Below are 20429 nucleotides of genomic sequence, written 5' to 3'. Positions count from 1 at the left end.
CATCGCTTTTTATTTTGCATAGAGCATCAATATAAACGCTACCGCGTCACTTTTTTATAGCACCTTTCTGGCCTACCTACCGACCCATAGTTTAAATCAGCCTCTAGTTCACCAGTGCTGATCAGATACTCCAAATAGCGCCTCGCCGTTGTTCGGCTCACTCCGATTTTTTCACCTGCCTCATCAGCGGTCAGCGCACTGCCATTTGGGAACAACTCTCTGATCTTGTCTAGGGTTACACCATCAATCCCTTTTGGTAATCGGTTCGGCAAGTTGTCTTGATTGGCGTGAGACTGCAGCATTTTATCAACGAGGTTCTGATCCAAACTCTCTACGATGTCTAGTTGTTGGCGTTGGGACACATACTTTTTCAGTGCGGCATCTAAACGTGGAAACATCACTGGTTTTAACAGGTAATCGACAACGCCACCCCTCATCGCCTGTTGTAACGTATCGACATCCCTTGCGGCTGTAATCAAAATGACATCACACGTTTGGTTACTTGCACGCAGTGTATTTAGTATCTCAAGCCCTGTGCCATCGGGAAGATAGACATCCATCAATAGTAAATCTGGCTTAAGAATGTCGAGTTGCATTTCTGCTTCCATTCTCGTGGTCGCAATTCCAACCACTTCCAAACCTGTCAGTTGGCTTAAGTATTTGTGGTGCAGCTCAGCAATAGCCAGATCATCTTCAATGATCATTACGCGAGTCGCCATACTCATATTTGTTCTTCCTTGGGTAAGTACACCGTTATTCTTGTCCCATAATTTGTATTGGGTATCATCTCAACATGGCCGTGATATCGAGTAGCAAGCTGATTGACAAGGTGTAACCCAACACCTCGATTTTGACGAGATTTCGTCGAAACGCCTTTTGTAAATAATGTTTGTGGATCCACTGTTTTTGGGAGGCCACAGCCATGATCTATCACCTCAAGTATCACTTCATTTCCGTAATCGCTAACGGACACATCAATGTTTCTGCGTTCTGACGCAACATTTGATTCATCGCGAATTGAAGTTAACGTGGCATCGAAAGCGTTATCAATCAAATTACCCAAAATTGTGACAAGGTCTTCCGAATTTAGCCACTCAGGTAGGGGCTCCAGACGACTGCCTTCCTCAACCACCAGTTGTAAGCCTAACTCGCGAGCACGTTCAGTTTTTCCAAGCAACATGCCTGCAATTAGCGGGTCCTTAACGGTATCTCTTAAAAACTCAATCATTGCTTGATAGTGTGCGGTTTCTTGTCCAATTAACTTTTGCACCGCATCAAGCTCACCCATTTGTACTAGCCCGCTGATAGTGTTTAGCTTATTGCGATGCTCATGGGTTTGCGAACGTAACAAATCTGCATATTCCTTGGTTTGTGATAGCTGCTCGGTTAGATCATTGATTTCATCCCTTAAACGGAAACTCGATACCGCCCCCACAATTTTCCCATCAACATAAATTGGAGAGCGATTTGCAATCAGGCGCTTATGATTAAGGAATATTTCAATATCATGATCTTCCTGCCCGCTTTCTAACACTGTATATAGATCGCTATCACGCAGCGTATCAGTCAAAGGTTTATTGAGCGCTGATTCTCTATCAATACCGAGAATCTGGCAGGCACTACGATTTATCGAGCGAAGTATCCCTTGGGCATCAATGCTTAACACGCCCTCTTTGATAGTGCTCATCGTCACTTCTAATTCGCCGTACAACCGCCCTATCTCTTCAGGCTCAAAGCCTAAAATGGCGCGCTGAAACTTTCTCGACGCATAATTGGATACAATGGCATTAGCGACGACAACTACGATGACCATTAAAATCAAAAAGGCCAAAAATGGTTCGATGCGGTCTTGCAGTCGGTCGAGCAAATAGCCAACCGAAACCACACCAATGATGTTCCCTTGCTCGTCAAAAATCGCAGCTTTACCACGAACTGAATAACCTAACGAGCCCTGTGCCGTCGAAACATAATACAACCCCTGTTCTAGCGCTCGACGATTGTCGCCACCTCTCATTGGCTTGCCCAACCGCTCATCAACAGGGTGGATTAAGCGTACTCCCTTATGGTCGCCAATAACGATGAATGCAGCACCTATGGCTTCGGTTAATTCTCTAAAGCGAAGTTGGTATGGCTGGGGGTTTTGGGTTTCGATCATTTCACGAACAACCGCTGAGTCCGCTAAAAAACGGGCAACACCCAGTGCTTTTTCTCCCATTTCTTGCTCTTGATTGATTTTGAGATAAGTGAACCCCGCGGCGACAAGCAATAACAGCTCTATCAACCCCGATAGCGTCATGATAATGAGCATCCGCTTACGAAAGCTGATGGTTTTCCAACTCATTGATACATCCTTGTGATTCACTCTTGAGCGTAACGTTAACACTCAGTTAACAGCATGACGTTGTCGCGGTGATAAATCTGTGAGGAAGGCAAACAAACCGCAGAGTTTACGGTTAATTAATCGACGAGCTGAAACATAAAATTACAACCATTCACCAAATTTAGCATTCCTCTCTGATACTCAATTCCATACATAAATTGCCCTTAAAATCATGATCGCGATCACATCGATTTTAGCGGTTTTTGAGGCGTTTTTAGACTTTACAACGTATAATTTTTAATCAACGAAACCAATGAGAGTTTCGGTTTGAAAGCAGTGAAGCTGGAAGTCTATTAAAAGCTCAACATTGATGTCAGTGGTTTGGACAAAAATAAAACAAAACACAAATACTGACTAAATGACAAACACTTAGACACCATCTGAAAACTGGAAAACTATAAACAGAGGTGCATTTATAGTTAGAAGGAACACCAAACATGGAACGCGATACCTTTGGAATATGCCTGAATAAGGCGATGCTGTCAGAGAATATGTATTCAACATTTACACACGTCAGGGCTTATGAAAAAAACGGAGGCGGTACTTCTGATCTCAAAGTCCTGTTATCGTTCCCTCAAATGAGTGGAAAAGATCTATTGAATACGATGCGAGGTTCTCGTCAGCTCGAGTGGAGAGCGGAGTTTCACTGTCCATATACGAAATAAATTTGTAACATCTCCCGCGCCCAGCACAAATATAACTGGGCGCATACTACTGCCCAATTTTCCCTCCTACTTAACACGCAGTTACGAATCCTTTATATTAGAGCTAATACTCTACGACAAAGCAGCCATTATGAAAAAAACAGGAAAGTTTTGGATACTGGGCTTACTTAGCAGCTCGATTTCCCTTGCCTGTCATGCGGCACCGATCACTTTTGATACCGCATGGCAGCTATTGCTAGAAAACAACTATTCTCTTAAAGCTCAACGCTCAAACGTCGAGAACTACCAATACCAAGAGAGTGCCACCAGCAATCTCAACTTACCTCAAGTTACCATTGGCGCGAATTACACGCGTTTAGATACCGATATCACGCTTTCGGGAAAACAGATTCTAGACAGCACAGGAGCACACATTAACGTACCTCCTGCTTTTCAGCCTATTTTTGGTGCCTTAGCTAATACCACTTCGACCATAACCGAGCGCGATATTTTCTCTTCGTCTATTCGTGCCATTTGGCCAATTTTTACTGGTGGTAGAATTTCTGCGGCTCAATCAGCAGCAGAAGGCAAAACGGATGAGGCGAAAAGTCAGCTTTTAATGGAACAACAAGCGCGTTTTGAAGATTTATCGAAGTACTACTTTTCTGTCGTACTGGCAAAGGAAGTACTCGCAACGCGGCAAGCGGTTGAAGCTGGGCTAAAAAAGCATCGAGATTTTGCCATTAAGCTTGAAGAGCAAGGACAAATCGCGCACGTTGAGCGCCTGCAAGCCGAGGCTTCTTTAGATAAAGCATCTGTAGAAACACGTAAAGCAGCCAGCGATTTGAGTATCGCTCAGGCTGCATTAGGTAAATTACTCGCGCAAGATGATGCCGTAGAGCCCGCTGAATCTTTGTTTATCAACGACAGTCTTCCCCCTCTTACCGCTTTTGTCGATCAAACGCTGCTTACCTATCCGGGGTTAGAACTTCTGAGCGCTAAACACAAACAAGCCTCTAGCTTAATCAAAGCAGAAAAAGGGAAATACTACCCTGAAGTTTATCTTTACGGCGACTACAGCTTGTATGAAGACGATTCTCTCGCAAGCCAAATGAAGCCTGACTGGTTAGTTGGTGTTGGTGTCAGCATTCCACTGATTGAATCATCAGGGCGAAGCGAAAAAGTCAAAGCAGCTCAAAGCGTCGTCTCGCAGGTTGACTCATTAAAGTCCCAAGCCAAACAAGACTTATCGCTGTTAGTCCAAAAGACATACTTGGAGGCTCAGCAAGCTATTGATGAAGTACAAGGGCTCGCATCTAGCATTGAACTCGCTAACGAAAACCTGCGCTTGCGTGAAAAAGCATTTACTCAGGGTCTGTCGTCTTCTCTGGATGTTGTGGATGCACAACTTTATGTCGCGAGTATAGAAACACAACGTTCGGCGGCGCGTTTCCGCTATTTAATATCTTTAACCAAGCTACTCGCATTGAGCAGTGAAATGAACAGCTTCGAACAATATCAAAATACCGCTTTTATCCCTGCTTCAACATCCAAAGAGGTGAAATAAATCATGGCAGCTAAATCACTAAAACCCGTTTTACTCTCACTTTGTGCTTTGGGTGTTGCCTCTTGGGTTGGGTATCAATTTTACCAAGCCTATCAACCAGAACCGATCCGCTTACAGGGATTAATTGAAGCCCAACAATACAGCATTTCCTCAAAAGTTCCAGGGCGTATTGATGAGGTAATGGTACGTAAAGGCGACGATGTAGAGAAAGGTCAGCTTATTTTTACCCTTCATAGTCCTGAAATTGAAGCGAAGTTAGAACAAGCAAAAGCAGGTGAAAAAGCGGCGGACGCCTTAGCTCAAGAAGCTGAGAAAGGCGCACGTGAGCAACAAATCCAAGCAGCAAAAGATCAGTGGATGAAAGCCAAAGCCGCTGCGAATTTAATGGAAAAAACCTACAATCGTGTGAATAACCTTTATAACGATGGCGTGGTTGCAGAACAAAAACGCGATGAAGCTTTAACTCAGTGGCAAGCAGCGAAATACACAGAAAGTGCCGCGTTTCAAATGTACGAAATGGCAAAAGAAGGCGCTAGAAGTGAAACCAAAGTGGCTGCGGCGGAAAAAGCGCGCATGGCATCAGGTGCCGTAGCCGAAGTAGAAGCGTACGCGAAAGATACTCAGATCTACAGCTGGTTTGACGGCGAAGTCTCTCAAGTTCTACTTCAAAGTGGTGAATTAGCACCTCAGGGCTTCCCGGTTGTTACTGTGATAGATACAGAAGATGCCTGGGCGACACTTAATGTGCGTGAAGATTACCTTCAACACTTTAAAAAAGGAGCAACCTTTGATGCCTATTTGCCTGCCTTAAATAAAAATGTTGAGTTCAAAGTAACGCATGTTGCCGTTATGGGTGACTTTGCAACGTGGAGAGCAACCGATGCTTCTCAAGGTTTTGATCTTCGTACCTTTGAAGTAGAAGCTCGTCCAGCTCAACCCGAACCTGAACTGCGTATGGGAATGAGTGTTGTCGTTGAACTTTAATCACAACCACTAGGTTAATGCTATGACGATTAAGATTTCACAGCGGCATATCTTACGACGAGACAAGTGGTTGCTTTCGTGCCTTACTTGGATACCGATTTTGCTCGCGATGATGATTTGGGGAGTGTTCTCTGCGGGCATTGCCCGGGATCTACCAATCGGTGTGGTTGATCTACAACATTCCCAACTTTCTCGAAAGCTCATTCAATCTTTGGATGCGTCGTCGAGTCTGGCTGTTAACTATCACTACACCAGTGCAAGCGAAGCAAAAAATGCGATGATTGAAGGCGATATCTACGCTTACGCGGTCATCCCATCTAAGTTCGACCAAGATATTCTCCAGCACCGCCAACCTCAACTTTCTGTCTTTTACAACAGTCAGTACATTTTGGTAGCGAAACTGATCAACTCTGCCGTTGCGCAAGCACAAGGCTATTTCGACGCTCAGGTTGAAGTAATGGGAAACTTGGCTAAGGGTAACACCACAACGTTAGCAGCGGCTGGACAGGCTGTACCCGTGTCAACACAAATAACCGCATTATTTAACCGTAACAATAACTACGCACAATTTTTGGTAACGGCTATCGTGCCAGCCATTTGGCAAATATGTATTGTAGTAAGCACTATTTTGATTCTTGCCGCGCACTTTCGCATTTATGGTGGAAAGAATGGCTTTGCATTTTTGGGCGAAAAGCCATACGCCAGGCTCACTACCTTATTAAGTCGGTACATTCCGGTCTTTATGGCGCAAGGTGCGTTGTTCTTGTACTGGTTTTATTCCGTGCTTGATTGGCCAATGGAAGGCAGTTTTGTGGTTATGCTATTAGCACAATTGGCGACGGTTATCGCCTGTATCATTATGGGAGCGTTGTTCTTCTTCTTGTCGATGGATCCTGCACGTGCGATGAGTTTTGCTGGCGCATTTACGGCTCCAAGCTTCGCGTTCATGGGAATTACATTCCCAGTTTCTGACATGAACACGCTCGCTTATGCATGGCGTTCATTATTGCCGATTACCCATTACATTGAAGTACAAGTGAGTCAAGCAAGCTATGGAGCATCGGCCGCGCAATCTTTAAGCTCGCTATGGCCTATGATTGGTTACGTTATGCCTCTGCTCATTACCGCAGCCTTGATGGGTAAACATCGAACAGCTTCATCAACACGCCAAGCGAAGGAGGCGGTATGACATTGTGGCAACTGATTAAAGCGGAACTTAAGGCCGTTCTAACCAATCCAGTCGTTACGTTGACCGTGTTTGGTGGTGTCGTATTTTACTCGTTTTTATACCCTTTGCCTTATGCACAACAAACGCCTCGTGAACAACCAATCGCGATTGTTAATCTAGATGGTAGTCAGACGAGTTTAAAGCTAGAACGTATGGTTGATGCCACCCCACAAGTCAACGTAGTCACTCGACTTCATACGATTGCCGATGCAAAGCAAGCATTTTTACAACGAGAGATCACCGGTTTTTTAGTCATACCAGAACACTTTTACAAAGACCTAATGCTAGGTAAAAGCCCGACTCTGGCCTACGCTGCGGACGCCTCGTATTTTCTCGTGTACGGAACCGTGGTAGAAGGATTGGCCCAAGCTGGAGGCACATTAGGGGCCCAAGTGAAAGTCAGTAAAATGGTGATAGATGGTGTGCCCATGAGTATGGCTAGCCATAATTACTCTGCTATTAAGCTTAATATGAAACCAACGTTCAACCCAGCCATGGGTTACATCGAATACGTAGTGCCGGCAGTATTTGTTCTGATTTTACAACAAACGTTGATCATGGCGGTTGGATTACAAACGGGAACACAGCGTCATGGTCGTGGCTATTGGTCACAAGTATCAACGGGATCGCTGCTGCTTGTGAGAACGTTAGTATTTGTGGCAATTTATTATTTACTCGGCGCCTATTATTTTGGTTTTAGCTTCGAACGTTTAAACGTAAACCATATCGCCAATGCGGGCGAATTGCTGGCTATGTTGTTCCCGTTCTTTTTAGGTTGTTGCGGACTAGGCTTCTGGCTAGGTTACTTATTACCTCGGCGTGAACTTGTCACCTTAGTCGTCTTAGTGAGCTCTATGCCGCTCATTTTCTTGGCTGGTTTTATTTGGCCAATTGAAGCCATACCTACTCCCTTATTATGGATTGCTGATTTAAGCCCAAGCACTTGGGCGATAAAAGCTTTCTTAGCGCTAAACCAAATGGGGGCAACCTGGCAACAAGTCGCTCCACATTGGACGGCGCTTTGGGCACTCACCGTGCTTTGGGGTAGCGTTGCGTACTGGATTGCTAAGCGAAGTAACAAGCCAGTTGTAACAGAGAGCTTGGGGTGACAGCTGACATTTTTTATTACTATAAAAAAAGCCGGGTAACTAAACCCGGCTGAAAATCTGCGTCCTTGCAGCGGACATATGGTAAAAACACTTTTTGCTCTGGGCTTACCCATTGAGCGAGGTTAGATTAAGCCAAAAACTATGGACTCCATACTCTCATATAGAGGGTTATATCCTTCCAATAGACATTAGCTCTTCGCTAGAACGATAACGTTTTTCAGACACAAAAAAACAAGACTCACATTGAGTCTTGTTGTTGATAGGGATGAGCAGGATACATGTCGCCGCTAAGTCATATCACGGATTATTTTCTCTCGGTATTCTGTAACGACCTTCATGATTGAATTTTTTACATCACCGACTTGCTTAGAGGGTTGGCACCATAGGCCAAAACCAAACTTAAAACCTTCCAATAATTCAGAAGCTTCCACTGGCTCTATATGATTATTAGAAAACTCCGAATGGGCAAACGTTCTGGGGAGAATCGCCCATCCTAAACCTGCTTCAACCATTTTCACTACAAGGGCCAATTGGTCGACCTCTTCATGGTTCGAACTTACGATGACTTTTTCGCCCATTCCCTCTTCAATAAGAGACCGCAGTACAAATTGTTTACTATTCCTCAAGGCTTTCAATACTCGATCTGGTGCCATAGAAGCGAGTTCACCACCTTTCTGGACGAAAGGAACAAATTCAAAATGACCTAAAAACGTCGCATCCAGACTATGTATTGCTCGACTATCATGCACATTGACAATACCGAATTGATAATCACCATTCTGTAAACCCTCTTTAATTTCGTTGCGATTACGAACAAGAAAGTTAACTCGCATCATCGGAAAATCTGCTGCTAATTGAATACGAAGCAATACAAGAAAACGGTGTGGTATAGCGCTTGAATAGGCGATACTAACATTCTCTAACCCACCGTAAGCTAGACTTAATGCGACTTTATCGAAAGTACGTGCTTGTTCGATGGTTTGCTTAGCATAGTGGTAAAGAAGATGACCATCTTCTGTCGGTTCTACCGAGCGCCCCACTCGCTCAAACAGGTTGACCGCCAGTTGGTCTTCAAGATTGGTAATCACCTGCCCTATTGTGGTTCGGTGCTTATTGAGTTTGACCGCCGCCTTACTAAACGAAAGCTGTTCATAAACGGTTACGAACGCGAGAAGTTGTTCAAAACTAAAATTCATAGGTTGTGCTTACTTTTTAGAGTTATCTAATTAAATTACCACAAGATCGTAGAATTGCTACTTGGTAACGGAAACAATCTGCGTTTGAATTCCTTCTCGACGACACAAAAAAACCTACTAGCTTCAGTAGGTTTTCTCTAACTTAGTTGTACTCAACGACACGAGCTAAATAGTTGAATTCTCCTGAGTCACCATGGTAATCGCGGTAGACATCGACACTGAAATATTTAGGTTGATCAGCGTAAATGTGGTCAACGACTTTTTGCTCAAGTGACTCCAACGTTTCACCGACCTGAGAGTACACGAACTGCTTGTTCACTTTTTCCAATTTACGTTTTTTCGCTTCTTTGTGTGACACATAGTTGTTGATCTCTTCCCACTTTCCCACGAACTCGACCGCCACGTAACTCGAGTTCTCGTCAATCATGATAAAGGCTGCACCTTCTTCTTTGATTGCAGACAGTTGCTGCATATCACTATCCACTTTTTGCTGGTCAAGATGGGCTCCACTTTGGGCGAATGCAGTCGCGGAAGCGGTAAGTATCATGAGTGTAAGAACGGCTTTTTTCATTGTATCGTTTTCCTGTATTAAGGGAGTTCAGTTACCCAAAGTTGCCCTTGGGTGGCTTTTTTGAATCCATATTCGTAAATCGTCAGCAAGTAGCGGTGATCGAACATATCTTTCGTTACTTTGGCGTACCTGAAATCTTGATCAATGTAGGTAAACTGCATCTCGATATCGTTGATTTCACTGATGTATTTCATTCGATAGAGATCACCACGAGTTTGCGCTAGCGTAAGGCTTGAGACACTTTTCGATACCAAGTCCAAACCTTTGTCTTTTAGTGGACGATACGGCGCTTTTAACGCACCATTGCGAATCACATCCAACTGAGGCGCTTTTTCTAACCCCAAAGCATCTGAGATTTGTTGATAGTTGAAGTTAGACGGATTAAAGAACACCTGCGCTGCGAGACCGCCATCTACGTGTAACTCCTCAAGAGTTTCTCCATCATGTTCAACATCGATAAATTGTGGAGGGAAAACACCAGGGATCGATGCGCTCGCAGCAAGCACCTTGTAAATCAGTTCAGATTTGTCCGCTAAATCACTGTTCGCAATCGCACCAATATTCCAAATCACCAGTTCGCCTGAATCAAAATGGGTACTGCCAATAAAGAGGCGTTTACCATTGCGTTGTTGCTGCGCCATCGCCTCGATCATGGGCTCAGGGTAAGCGTCTGCGATGAAATCATAGAGGTTCTCACCATCGGTAAACGCGTCCTTAAACAGGGTATTTAAGAAGTTCTTCTTACCCAAAATATTCTTATCATTGATGTTGAGCATGACTTCTTTCATCTTTGGCATCGCATCACCGCCAATGAAAACAAAAGGAGCGATTAGGGCACCAGCACTGACTCCAGTAATGATGGCATAATCTTTTAGCTCCCCCTTTTCCTGTAGCCCCATCAAAACGCCGGCCCCGTATGCGCCGTTTACGCCACCACCCGATAAGGCCAAAATATTGAGCTGTTCACCCTCTACTTTGATCGGTGTGGTTTGATTGTGCGCTGAGTAGAGAAAATCCGGCGCTTCATTGGCCCACATTCGAAGTGGCTCATTTGGTGTCGAACTCGCGATCTCGACATCTTTATAGTTGCTTTGAGAAACACGAACATCCAGCGTATGAGGTGAACTACAAGCTACTATCAGCAGCGAAAGTGCAACCGTCACACCAGAGGAAATTAAACGATTCATAATCAGTCTCATTTAATGTTCTCTGGCGTATGACCAGAGACTCAGTTTGAAGTTAATTGGGTCAAAATGAAGTCCGTTTCGTTGTGTGGAGTTACTATAGCTAGGCACGGCTAAACCCCATAATCGCGATTGTAGGATGCTATCCATCAAAGCAATTATGCCAAGTTTCTATATGCTAACTTTACGCTTCTCCGTTAATTAGGTACTGCGCTAAGCAATTTTCACGACGTTGAACTCATGCGTCGGTTCGACAAATTCGTATTGGGCATTGATCGTCTGTAGCTCCCATGTGCCATAGCCTTTGGTGATCTCCAATACACCGTAAACGGCGTTATGTGTATGACGAAAGGCTGCGACAGGAGACATCTTCTTCACCAAACAAGAAGTAAAAATCGCAGAAATCAAATCACCGACACCGACTGGCTGCATAGCAAATTCAACACTAGGGCGTTGGGCCAAATAGCTTGCTTTCGGCGTGGCTAAAATCATACTGAAGGCGTCATCTGTTAGAGCATGCAGATGTTTCACCAATACCATTTTCGGTCCTAACTCTAAGGCTTTTTTACATGCAGTGACCGCATCATAAAGAGAGTCAATTTTCACACCTGTTAACTCGCTCAGTTCAAACTGGTTAGGAACAATCACATCAGCGATGGGCAACAAGCTATGGCTTATCGCTTCTTTGACACCGTCTGCCACAATGCAACCTTTGTCTGGATCACCCATAACTGGGTCACACACATAAAGTGCACTATGGTTACGCGATTTGACTAAACTTACCGCTTCGGCCACCGCTCGACATTGCTCTGCGCTGCCTTGATAACCGGACAGTATCGCGCCACATTCGCCTAACTTCTCAATGTTATCTAAGCCTCTCATTAGAGAATGAATTTCATCTGCCCCAAACTTCTGTCCAGTCCAACCTTGCTGGTACTGAGTGTGATTTGAAAACTGAACCGTGTGAATTGGCCAGACTTCGAGGCCCATTCTCTGCATCGGGAAGACGGCAGAACTGTTTCCTGCGTGGCCATAAACCACATGAGATTGAATAGAAATAATGCTTTTCATAAGTCACTCTTAATTGAGAAGTTTGTTAGCTTGGCGACTAAATAAACACAATATTGCGCACTGTGCTTATTTGGTCGGAATAGCCTCGACAACGCCGAGGCTTATTCTTAATCAGGTTGGATTCATTAGCCTTTGAACTCAGCAAAGTACTCATCCAACACTTTGCGTGTTGCACGACCGATAAGCTCGTATTCGTGGTGAGTAAGGTTTGCTAGTGAAACTCGAACTGATGCGTGCACTACATCGAAGCCCTGGCCTGGAAGTAAGATAACGCCGGTTTCATGTGCAAGGCGGAACAGGAAGTCTTTGCCCTTCTCGCTCGCTTTGAACCATTCAACGAAGGCTGGTCCGTACAATTTGCCGCCCAGAGTATCGAGCTCAAGCAGTGTGTAGTAGTCCACACGATCTTTGTTTTCTTCAATTTCTACACCCATGTTTTTGTACAGAGTTTTGTAACGCTCGCGGATGATGCGTTTACATGCTTCTTTGTAGTTTTGTTCCGAGTCCATCAAGCAGTTCAAAGAGAACAGCGCCATTTGAACTTGTTGAGGAAGAGACAAACCTGCTGTGTGGTTAAGCGCTACGCTGCGGCTATCTGCTACGATACGGTCAATAAACTTGATCTCACGCGGTTCCGGAGTCAGCGTTTTGTAACGATCGTCCAACTCAAGTTGACGCGCTTCAGGAAGACTACGCATTGCATCGTCAAACACGTTGTTGTGTTGAATTGCAATCGAGCCTAGACGCCAGCCTGTTGCACCGAAGTACTTAGAGAACGAGTACACACAAAGCGTGTTGTATGGTAGTTTCGCGAACAGTGAGACAAAGTCGTCCGCAAAAGTGCCGTATACATCGTCAGTCACAATGAACAGGTCGCTACGTTCGTTGTTCACGAAGTTTGATAAGTTATCCAGAGTTTCATCCGAGAACTTCACAGACGCTGGGTTTGCTGGGTTAACAACACAAAGCAGTTTGATCTCTGTATCTGCAAGCTTTTCGATTTCAGACATCGGCAGCTGCCATGTTGTCTCATCCAGACGTAGTTCAACGATTTCCAGTTCGTATTCACTCAGTTCTGGAATCTCTAGATAAGGCGTAAAGATTGGAGTGATTAGTGCAACCTTGTCACCTTTCTTCAACAGACCGTTGTTGAACATAGTTTGGAACGTGTACGTCATAGACGCTGTGCCGCCTTCCGTTGCAAACAGATCGAAGTCTGTTGTCATTGGCATCGGGCCGTACATCTCTTCTGCGATGTACTGCTTCACAACCCTTTCGATGTTCGTCAACATACGTGGTGGCACTGGGTAGTTACATGCAAGGTATGCGTTAACCAGCTCATTCAAAAATGCCTGTTTCTCTAGACCCAAACGGTCTTTTGCGTAGCTCAGCGACTTTTCCAAGAACTGTACGCCTTGGTCTTGTTTATTCTTGCTTGCAAACGTATCGAAGCGCTCAACAATGCCCACACCATCTGGAATGCCACCGAAACCACCATCTAGGTATGAATAAGTGCGCTCGGCTTCCAATATTGCGAACTCACCCAAACGAATGAACGCTTTACGTGGTAGTGTCGCAAGAAAATTAGGATTACCACGACCTGCATCTAATAACGCGCGGTCAGGAACAGTTTGTGCCACTTCAATAAGTTTATCTTTTAATTCAAATGGGCTTAAATCTGCAAATTTTGAAAAATCAATTGTTGTATTTGGCGTAGTCATAATATTTACCTGAATTTATTATTTAGTGAAATTTGGATAATACTTTCCCTACCGCCTATTTAATTAAGCGATAAGAGTGTTCGAATTTATTTAAATTACATGCCTGCGTTTAAAGTAATAATGCCGACAATAATAGGACCCCATAGGGTGAGCAGTACATTGGCGACAGCATAAGTCACGGTGAATGAGAATACTGGCGTTGCGTTACCTGTTTTTTCCATTAAAGCCGCGAATGCTGGGTTCGCACTTCGTCCACCTGTCACACAGCCAAGTGCTTCAACTGGATTCTTAATCTTCAATACAAAATATGAGAAGAAGAACGAAATAATCTGAGGGATAATCGTTACACCCATGCCAAGGAACAACAGAGACATACCGTGTTCTTTGATGGTGTCGACCGCTTGAGGCCCAGCCTCAAGGCCAACAATGCCCACAAATGCTGCCAAACCGAAATCTCGAATAAAGTTCGCGGCACCCACAGGAAACTGAGCAACATGCGGATTGCGGCTACGCAACCAACCGACGATCAAACCTGAGATCAAACAACCTGCACCAGAACCGATAGTGACGGGAATACCAGCAATCTTAAAACTGATTAGACCAATTAATAGGCCCACCACCATGCCCATACCAAGCACGACTAAGTCAGTCACGTTTGCTGAGCCCATTCGCTGACCAATGTTTTTCTCAACGCGATTGATATCTTTTGCGGTACCTGTAAGCTGGATGACGTCATTTTTCTTCACCACAAGATCCGGCGTTATTTCAATTGAGTTGCCTTCACGAATATAGTCTGTCACATAAATACCGCGCATAGAGCCTTGGTTCGAAGCCTCTTTAATCTCTTGCAGCGACTTACCAATCAGTTTGCGGTTGTCTGCGATCAGTTGACGGTTTTCTTCAATAACTTCATAGCCTTCTGGAAGTGCAATCTCATTGTCAGCCAAACCATCTTGCAGCTGATGTACCGCATTACGACGACCTGTTACAACAATGACATCCCCTTCTTTCAGTGCTGTAAATTTGTCCACTTCTAGCACTTTGCCATCGCGTTGAATTAATTCAACACAAGCAGCTAGAGCGTGTTGGTTTAACTGAGCTAGGGTTTTGCCTGCTAGCCCACCATCTTTGCTCACTTTAAATGCTCGTGTAACCAGCGCTGTGACAGCGTTGAACTCACCCGGCGCTAAATCACGCTTACCATTTGAGTTTTTCTCTTCTAGAGCAATCGCTTCTGCTCGGATATCCCACTTCATCAGTGTTGGGAATACCCATGTCACCATAAGAATTGGACCAAGCGAACTAAAGATGTACGTAACTGCATAGCCGACTGCGACGTTGGTCTGCATTAGGTGTTTCGCTTCTTCTGTCACACCACCAAGACGTGTGATCGCATCACCCGCTGTACCGATGATTGCCGATTGAGTCAAACCACCAGCTGCAAGACCAGCTGCCGTACCTCTGTCTAGATCAAACATCCAAGCTGCCGCTAACACACAAAGCAGACCTGAAACCGTCATAACCACGGCAGAAAGTAGAATGTTGATGGTTCTAAAGTTCAATGCTTTGAAGAACTGCGCACCACCTTGATACCCTACTGCGTAAATAAAGAGCGCAAAGAAAATGCTTTTTACGCCGGGATCAATATGAACACCAAATTGCCCAATAATTACACCCATTAATAATGTTCCGGCAACACCGCCAAGAACAAATCGACCAATGGTAATTTTACCAACCATATAACCGAGAGAGAGCGTAATAAAGAGAGCAACAAATGGTGCCATGTCAAAAAGGTTAGAAATAATTTCCATGACAATTTTACTCTTACTAATAAATATAAAACTCAAATAATCTAACGAATAATCTGTCACTCATATTTGTTGGATTATTTAATTTAAAAAGCATCTCGTTTGCTTCGAAGCGAATATTAGGAACAAAAACTCACAACTCGTAATCCCATTTGAAGGATGAAACCATCACTTCGCATATTCAAACGCAAACATTGAACAATAATTGTCGAAAATTTAATAACTTAGTGGTATTAAATGAGCATCAAATAAATTGGAAAATAAATTTATTTTTATGTTCACTGTCCAAAAAGCTACTTTGTTGCGCTATTCCCTCTATATAGCGCATGACACCTTTCTCTTGATGGATTAGATCCTACAAAAGCGATTATCACTGATGCCATCACTTGCCTTATCTTTACATTCATCAAGTTAATAGAGAAAAACACCATGAACTCAATGCCACATGAACTTGTGTGGGGCGAAGTTTACTTCCCTCCCTTGTTGCTGGTTATTGCATTGGCTTACATGCTCACCATTTTGGTTGGAACCGTTGCAACAAAACTGGGACTCCACAAATACGTTGCATTTCCTGCGCTCGCTGAGCTAAGCCTAATTGTGATTTTTACTGGCGTTATTGGTCGATTCATTACCATATTTTGAGGCAAATTCCGTGATAAAACGTTATCTCATCACACTGCTACTACTGTGTTCCGCTGGCACCGTGATTTTCAGCTACTACCAATCATACACTGACAACCCATGGACTAGAGATGGCCAAGTTAGCGCGTACATCGTTTCTATAACCCCCCGCGTGACAGGACAAATCATCCAAGTCTACGTCGAAGACAATTCGCAAGTGAAACAAGGCGATTTGCTGTTTGAGATTGACCCAAGCATCTATAAAGCGGCGTACCACAAAGCGCTAGCAGCTCAAAAGCAAGCCATTGCATTACTAGCAAAGGCCAAAAATGAAGAGCAGCGAGCACTTAAGTTAGAAAAGCGCACACCTGGCGCTGTACCTGTACTGACATTGAATAACCTAGACAATGCGGTGGAGACAGCCGTTGCCAACGTAGAGCTCGCGAAAGCCAATGTTGAAGAAGCCAAGCTAAACCTTGATTACACAAAAGTTTATGCGCCAACGAATGGTTATATCACTAATTTGAACTTACGCGTCGGCTCTCAAGTCGTCGCTAACTCCCCAGTCGTGGCTTTGATTGATGAAGACAGCTTTTGGATCGAAGGATATTTCAAAGAAACGGATTTAGTTGGCGTTGATCCACAAGATAAAGCCTACGTGACCTTAATGATGCACAATGAAGCTGTGTTGGAAGGAAAAATCAAAAGCATTGGCTACGGCATTGCGAAACAAGATGGTAGTACTGGTAACGATCTTTTGCCCAATGTGAGCCCTAACTTTCAGTGGATACGCTTAGCTCAACGCATTCCAATTAAAGTTAAATTAGATCACTTACCGAAAGATTTTCAACTACGTGTTGGTATGACGGCCTCTATCAAAATCATCAAACAATAATGCGGTGGAATGTATGTTTAATGCCTCAACCAAAGAAGCAATCAAAGCTGCGCTGTCTATCGTTATCGCGATCTGCCTTGCCTTATGGTTTCAATGGGAGAAACCGTATTGGGCAGCGATCGCAGTCGCGGTAATGGCATTAAATGAAAGCTTCGCTCACTCGATAAACAAAGGTCATAATCGCTTATTAGGAACCCTCCTTGGCATCGGTTATGCCTTTTTCCTCATCACGACGTTTTCTCAAGATCGCTTTTTGTTTCTCACCTTCTTCACCTTGTTTTTAGGTGCGTGCATTTTTATGTCGAGCGACGAAAAGTATGGTTATGTGTTCTCTATCGGTTTTGCTGTGTGCTCCATCATCGCATGTATGGGAGGATTTGATAGTCAAGCAACGTTCCACTTCGCTGTTCTTCGCATGCAAGAGACTATTCTTGGTGTGATCACGTTTTCTGTTGTGTACCGATTAGTCTGGCCAGTCAGTACAGAACAAAACTTCATTCAACGTTTTGAGGCCAGCAGAGAGGCGATGCTTAACGCTATGAAATCGCCCAATGATATAGATATTGAAGCTCTTGAGACCAACACCGCCAACATAGAAAAGTTATTCCAACTGGTCGGCTTACCACTTACTGGCAGCTACCACTTGAAAGAACATCGTCAGCTATGGCGTGCGCGTTTAAATGAGATGGCACAAATCCAAGACCGATTGCTAGAACAAGCAGATAAATCGCAAAGTCGTGAGATCGATTGGCCAACACTAACGCAGCAACTGCAAAGCTTTGATATTAAAAATCCAAGTACGTCGCTCATTGGTCACGTTGCTTATGTCATGCAAAGAGAGAAAAACACGGTTTGGCATCACGAGCATCGAACGTTTATCCAGCATTTGAATGAAGACGGCAGAAAGGTATTGCAAGGTGTATCCATGTTCGTCACTTCTTTGTTGATCTGGATTTATCTGCCCGTACCCGGAGGTTTCATTTTTCCGATGCTAGCAGGCGTGTTCTCTTCAATCGTTCCTACTATGCCACCAAGCATTATTAAAGATGCATTTTTTGGTGTGATAGGCACTGGCACGGTGATTCTATTGCAATACATTTTCATAATGCCAATGATGACCGAGCTTTGGCAGCTTGGGCTATTCTACTTAATCAACATCATCGTAATTTGGAAGGTATTTTCCACACCAAAACTGATGGTACACAGAATTCTAGGTATTAACTTATTGGTTGTCTTGACATCAGGAGCGCTCAATTTAACCCCAGCGTATCGAATTGAAACGCCCTTGCTGATGCTGGTAAACATTATGATCATTTTGATGATTGCCAAGTTGTTTACTGATCTGTTTCGTGTTCGCGTTACGGTCTAAGCGTCACCTCCGTTCTTGAAACTAAAGCCCTGCATTGCTTCTGCTATGCGGGGCTGTTTGTTTGTGAGCTAGCCATTATTCCTCCGTAACCCATAAAGCGAGGATAGTATCCATCAAAAGCGATTAACGGTATTTCTCTTCACCTCATAAAATCCTCTCATTGATTCACGAAATGCAATCGAAAACTCTGCATTCACAACGTCAATCACAGCAAACACATCTATCTAACTGAACAAGAAGTTCAGTGACACATTAACTGTCTGAGTCTCGAAGGTTTGAGACTATTCAGAGTGGAAACTGTCATGAGTTTTTTTGAATTACGCGCCGGCAAGACGTCTTCTCTTACTGTGCTCGCGAGCGCACTAATGCTTACTACCCCCACTTTTGGCTTCGCCGCTGAAGAGACGACGACCTACAACGAAGTAATCGAGCAAGGCCGAGCGCTGTTCGACAAATACGGTATCAGTCATGATTTACCAAAACTGGCCATCAGCTCTCTAGTTCAAGGCGAGCATTTGGTCGAGCATGCCCACCGAAGTGTTAAAATCGGTGATAGCGTTCGCGATTCGTCCGTCTACTTGGTTAAGAACACCGATAACAAAGGCAACATTGATCTGCGTATCAAGTACAACCCTGAACAACTCGATGAAAATGAAAAAGTACTTGATGAGATCGAAGCTTTCACACGAACAGAATACCGCCTTCGAAACTACGCGGAGAGTTTTGATCCGTCATCAGTAAGAGCCAAAGAGGATCAGAATGGTAATGTGATCATCAGTTTTAATTACTCAAAATACGGTCTTCCTCAAGATATCGCCTACTTCCGCTTTTTAAGCGTTGATATTGAGTTGGTTAATGGTGAACCGAAACGTATGGTCATTACCAACGATAAACCGTTCACACATCACAACTACCAAGTGGATTCTTACGATCAAGAGATCCTCTTCCAGAAGTTAACATCAGGCAAAATTGCGATTGCCAGTAAAAACACCAAGATAGTTGGTTCAAAGAAAAATAAACCCCTCGAAATGATGAGCAGCGTAAAACCGGTAGCGATTTATGAAGATAAGCTTGGCGTGCAAGTACTAGACGAAAAACGCTTGAATGAGGTCTCTGACCCACGCATGCAAGAAGCCAGTGTAAAACTTGATCGTATCTTCCCATTAATGGGCGATATGGTGCGTCGACAAGGCATCGATTTACCGCTGCCGTTTGGTGTGTCGCTAGCGTATCGAAATCAAGATATGAATATTCCATTTAATGATTTCACGATTGAAGGCATCGGCCTTAATGAATTGTTTGATCCAGAAGACAGTGTCGGCATCGTGAGTGCTGAGAGCATGACGCTTCGTGGCGATGTAAACATCCTGCCATTTTGGAATGTATTTGGTTACATCGGAAAAGTTAATGTCGATGCCAATGTTGATGCCGCCTACACGGGTGAAGGTGGCCAGTACATAAAAGATAAGCTGAACGATAAACTGCCAGGATTAGGTGATAAGTTTTGCGATGGTTTATCTGCACTTTGTAGTCGCGGACGCTTAGACGTGCCGCTGCATTTGGAATATGACCTTCGTGGTATAGGTACAACCCTTTCGGTTGGCTATAAAGAATTCTTTGCTTCTGTCACTGGTACCTATTCGCAAACTCGTTTAAAGGGCTTAGATGATTGGGGCGATGGTATTGTTACTGTACAGCCGATGTTGGGTTATCAACTTGTCGATTATCGCACGCAGTTCTTTGTCGGAGCAGAATATCAAGGACTGGACGCTCGAATGGACGGGCATGTAAAAAGTGGTGATATCGAATTCGATTACGACATTGGTGTAGATCTTAATCAATGGGCGTTTTTGACTGGTTTCAATAAGCAAATCGGCAAAAACTACAACCTGACCTTTCTCTATAACAAAGGGGAAACTCGAGAGTCAGTAACCTTAAATCTTGGTTACCGTTTCTAGCTCTCATAAAGAGCCCGCCCCTAGACGATGGTAGGACTGCATCCTACAAAGGCGATTACTGAAACTGTCGCCGATGTCCTACCATTTGAGCCATCAATACAACAAGCCATCCAACCATTCACG

The 20429-nt window shown here is 44.1% G+C and carries 17 protein-coding genes; 9 read left to right on the top strand and 8 right to left on the bottom strand.

Translation table 11 applies throughout. The features are described 5' to 3' along the window. Window positions 1-38: 38 nt before the first annotated feature. A complete protein-coding gene (locus R7E38_RS16845; protein WP_054576965.1) occupies window positions 39-725 on the bottom strand; it encodes a response regulator in 687 nt (228 codons plus the stop codon). Then, on the bottom strand, window positions 722-2341 hold the full coding sequence (locus R7E38_RS16840; protein ID WP_042523823.1) for a sensor histidine kinase: 1620 nt from the start codon (window positions 2339-2341) through the stop codon (window positions 722-724). Before R7E38_RS16840 ends, R7E38_RS16845 begins: the two co-directional genes overlap by 4 nt. Before the next feature lie 476 nt (window positions 2342-2817). On the opposite strand from R7E38_RS16840, the gene R7E38_RS16835 reads away from it, so the two are divergent. From R7E38_RS16835 to R7E38_RS16815, 5 genes are all read left to right on the top strand, one after another. Continuing rightward, window positions 2818-3045, top strand: a complete 228-nt coding sequence (locus R7E38_RS16835) for a hypothetical protein (RefSeq protein WP_005377125.1) — start codon at window positions 2818-2820, stop codon at window positions 3043-3045. Window positions 3046-3175: 130 nt separating this feature from the next. Further along, window positions 3176-4591, top strand: a complete 1416-nt coding sequence (locus R7E38_RS16830) for a TolC family protein (protein ID WP_226084201.1) — start codon at window positions 3176-3178, stop codon at window positions 4589-4591. 3 nt (window positions 4592-4594) lie between these two features. Then, window positions 4595-5575, top strand: coding sequence for an HlyD family secretion protein (locus R7E38_RS16825; RefSeq protein ID WP_005377122.1), 981 nt, complete (start codon window positions 4595-4597; stop codon window positions 5573-5575). A 22-nt stretch (window positions 5576-5597) separates the two neighbouring features. After that, a complete protein-coding gene (locus R7E38_RS16820) occupies window positions 5598-6764 on the top strand; it encodes an ABC transporter permease (RefSeq protein WP_017821358.1) in 1167 nt (388 codons plus the stop codon). Continuing rightward, a complete protein-coding gene (locus R7E38_RS16815; RefSeq protein ID WP_226084203.1) occupies window positions 6761-7912 on the top strand; it encodes an ABC transporter permease in 1152 nt (383 codons plus the stop codon). Before R7E38_RS16820 ends, R7E38_RS16815 begins: the two co-directional genes overlap by 4 nt. A 287-nt stretch (window positions 7913-8199) precedes the next feature. On the opposite strand, the gene R7E38_RS16810 is transcribed toward R7E38_RS16815, so the two are convergent. The 6 genes from R7E38_RS16810 to aspT all read right to left on the bottom strand — a co-directional run bounded on the left by R7E38_RS16810 (window position 8200) and on the right by aspT (window position 15466). After that, complete coding sequence (locus R7E38_RS16810) at window positions 8200-9108, bottom strand: LysR family transcriptional regulator (protein ID WP_226084205.1); 909 nt, start codon at window positions 9106-9108, stop codon at window positions 8200-8202. A 142-nt stretch (window positions 9109-9250) separates the two neighbouring features. Then, window positions 9251-9679, bottom strand: coding sequence for a hypothetical protein (locus R7E38_RS16805; protein ID WP_025768103.1), 429 nt, complete (start codon window positions 9677-9679; stop codon window positions 9251-9253). Between the two features lie 17 nt (window positions 9680-9696). Further along, a complete protein-coding gene (locus tag R7E38_RS16800; protein ID WP_318081918.1) occupies window positions 9697-10866 on the bottom strand; it encodes a patatin-like phospholipase family protein in 1170 nt (389 codons plus the stop codon). 210 nt (window positions 10867-11076) lie between these two features. Beyond that, entirely contained in the window at window positions 11077-11934 is an 858-nt protein-coding gene (gene pdxY / locus R7E38_RS16795) for a pyridoxal kinase PdxY (protein ID WP_005377109.1), read from the bottom strand. Window positions 11935-12059: 125 nt separating this feature from the next. Further along, the gene (locus R7E38_RS16790; protein ID WP_226084207.1) at window positions 12060-13655 is read right to left on the bottom strand and encodes a bifunctional aspartate transaminase/aspartate 4-decarboxylase; all 1596 of its coding nucleotides are present in this window, start codon (window positions 13653-13655) and stop codon (window positions 12060-12062) included. Window positions 13656-13750: 95 nt separating this feature from the next. Then, the gene (aspT, locus tag R7E38_RS16785) at window positions 13751-15466 is read right to left on the bottom strand and encodes an aspartate-alanine antiporter (RefSeq protein WP_318081917.1); all 1716 of its coding nucleotides are present in this window, start codon (window positions 15464-15466) and stop codon (window positions 13751-13753) included. Window positions 15467-15892: 426 nt separating this feature from the next. On the opposite strand from aspT, the gene R7E38_RS16780 reads away from it, so the two are divergent. From R7E38_RS16780 to R7E38_RS16765, 4 genes are all read left to right on the top strand, one after another. Continuing rightward, window positions 15893-16105, top strand: coding sequence for a DUF1656 domain-containing protein (locus R7E38_RS16780; protein ID WP_005377106.1), 213 nt, complete (start codon window positions 15893-15895; stop codon window positions 16103-16105). Window positions 16106-16115: 10 nt separating this feature from the next. After that, window positions 16116-16979, top strand: coding sequence for an HlyD family secretion protein (locus tag R7E38_RS16775; RefSeq protein WP_226084212.1), 864 nt, complete (start codon window positions 16116-16118; stop codon window positions 16977-16979). A 13-nt stretch (window positions 16980-16992) separates the two neighbouring features. Further along, window positions 16993-18348, top strand: a complete 1356-nt coding sequence (locus tag R7E38_RS16770; RefSeq protein WP_226084214.1) for an FUSC family protein — start codon at window positions 16993-16995, stop codon at window positions 18346-18348. A 302-nt stretch (window positions 18349-18650) separates the two neighbouring features. Beyond that, complete coding sequence (locus R7E38_RS16765) at window positions 18651-20306, top strand: hypothetical protein (protein WP_226084216.1); 1656 nt, start codon at window positions 18651-18653, stop codon at window positions 20304-20306. The last annotated feature ends 123 nt before the right edge of the window (window positions 20307-20429 follow it).

Source organism: Vibrio sp. Vb2131 (genome assembly GCF_033338535.1).
GTDB classification, from domain to species: Bacteria; Pseudomonadota; Gammaproteobacteria; order Enterobacterales; family Vibrionaceae; genus Vibrio; species Vibrio alginolyticus.
The sequence above is the reverse complement of the archived record's forward strand: the minus strand, read 5'-3'. Positions and strand labels throughout refer to the sequence as shown.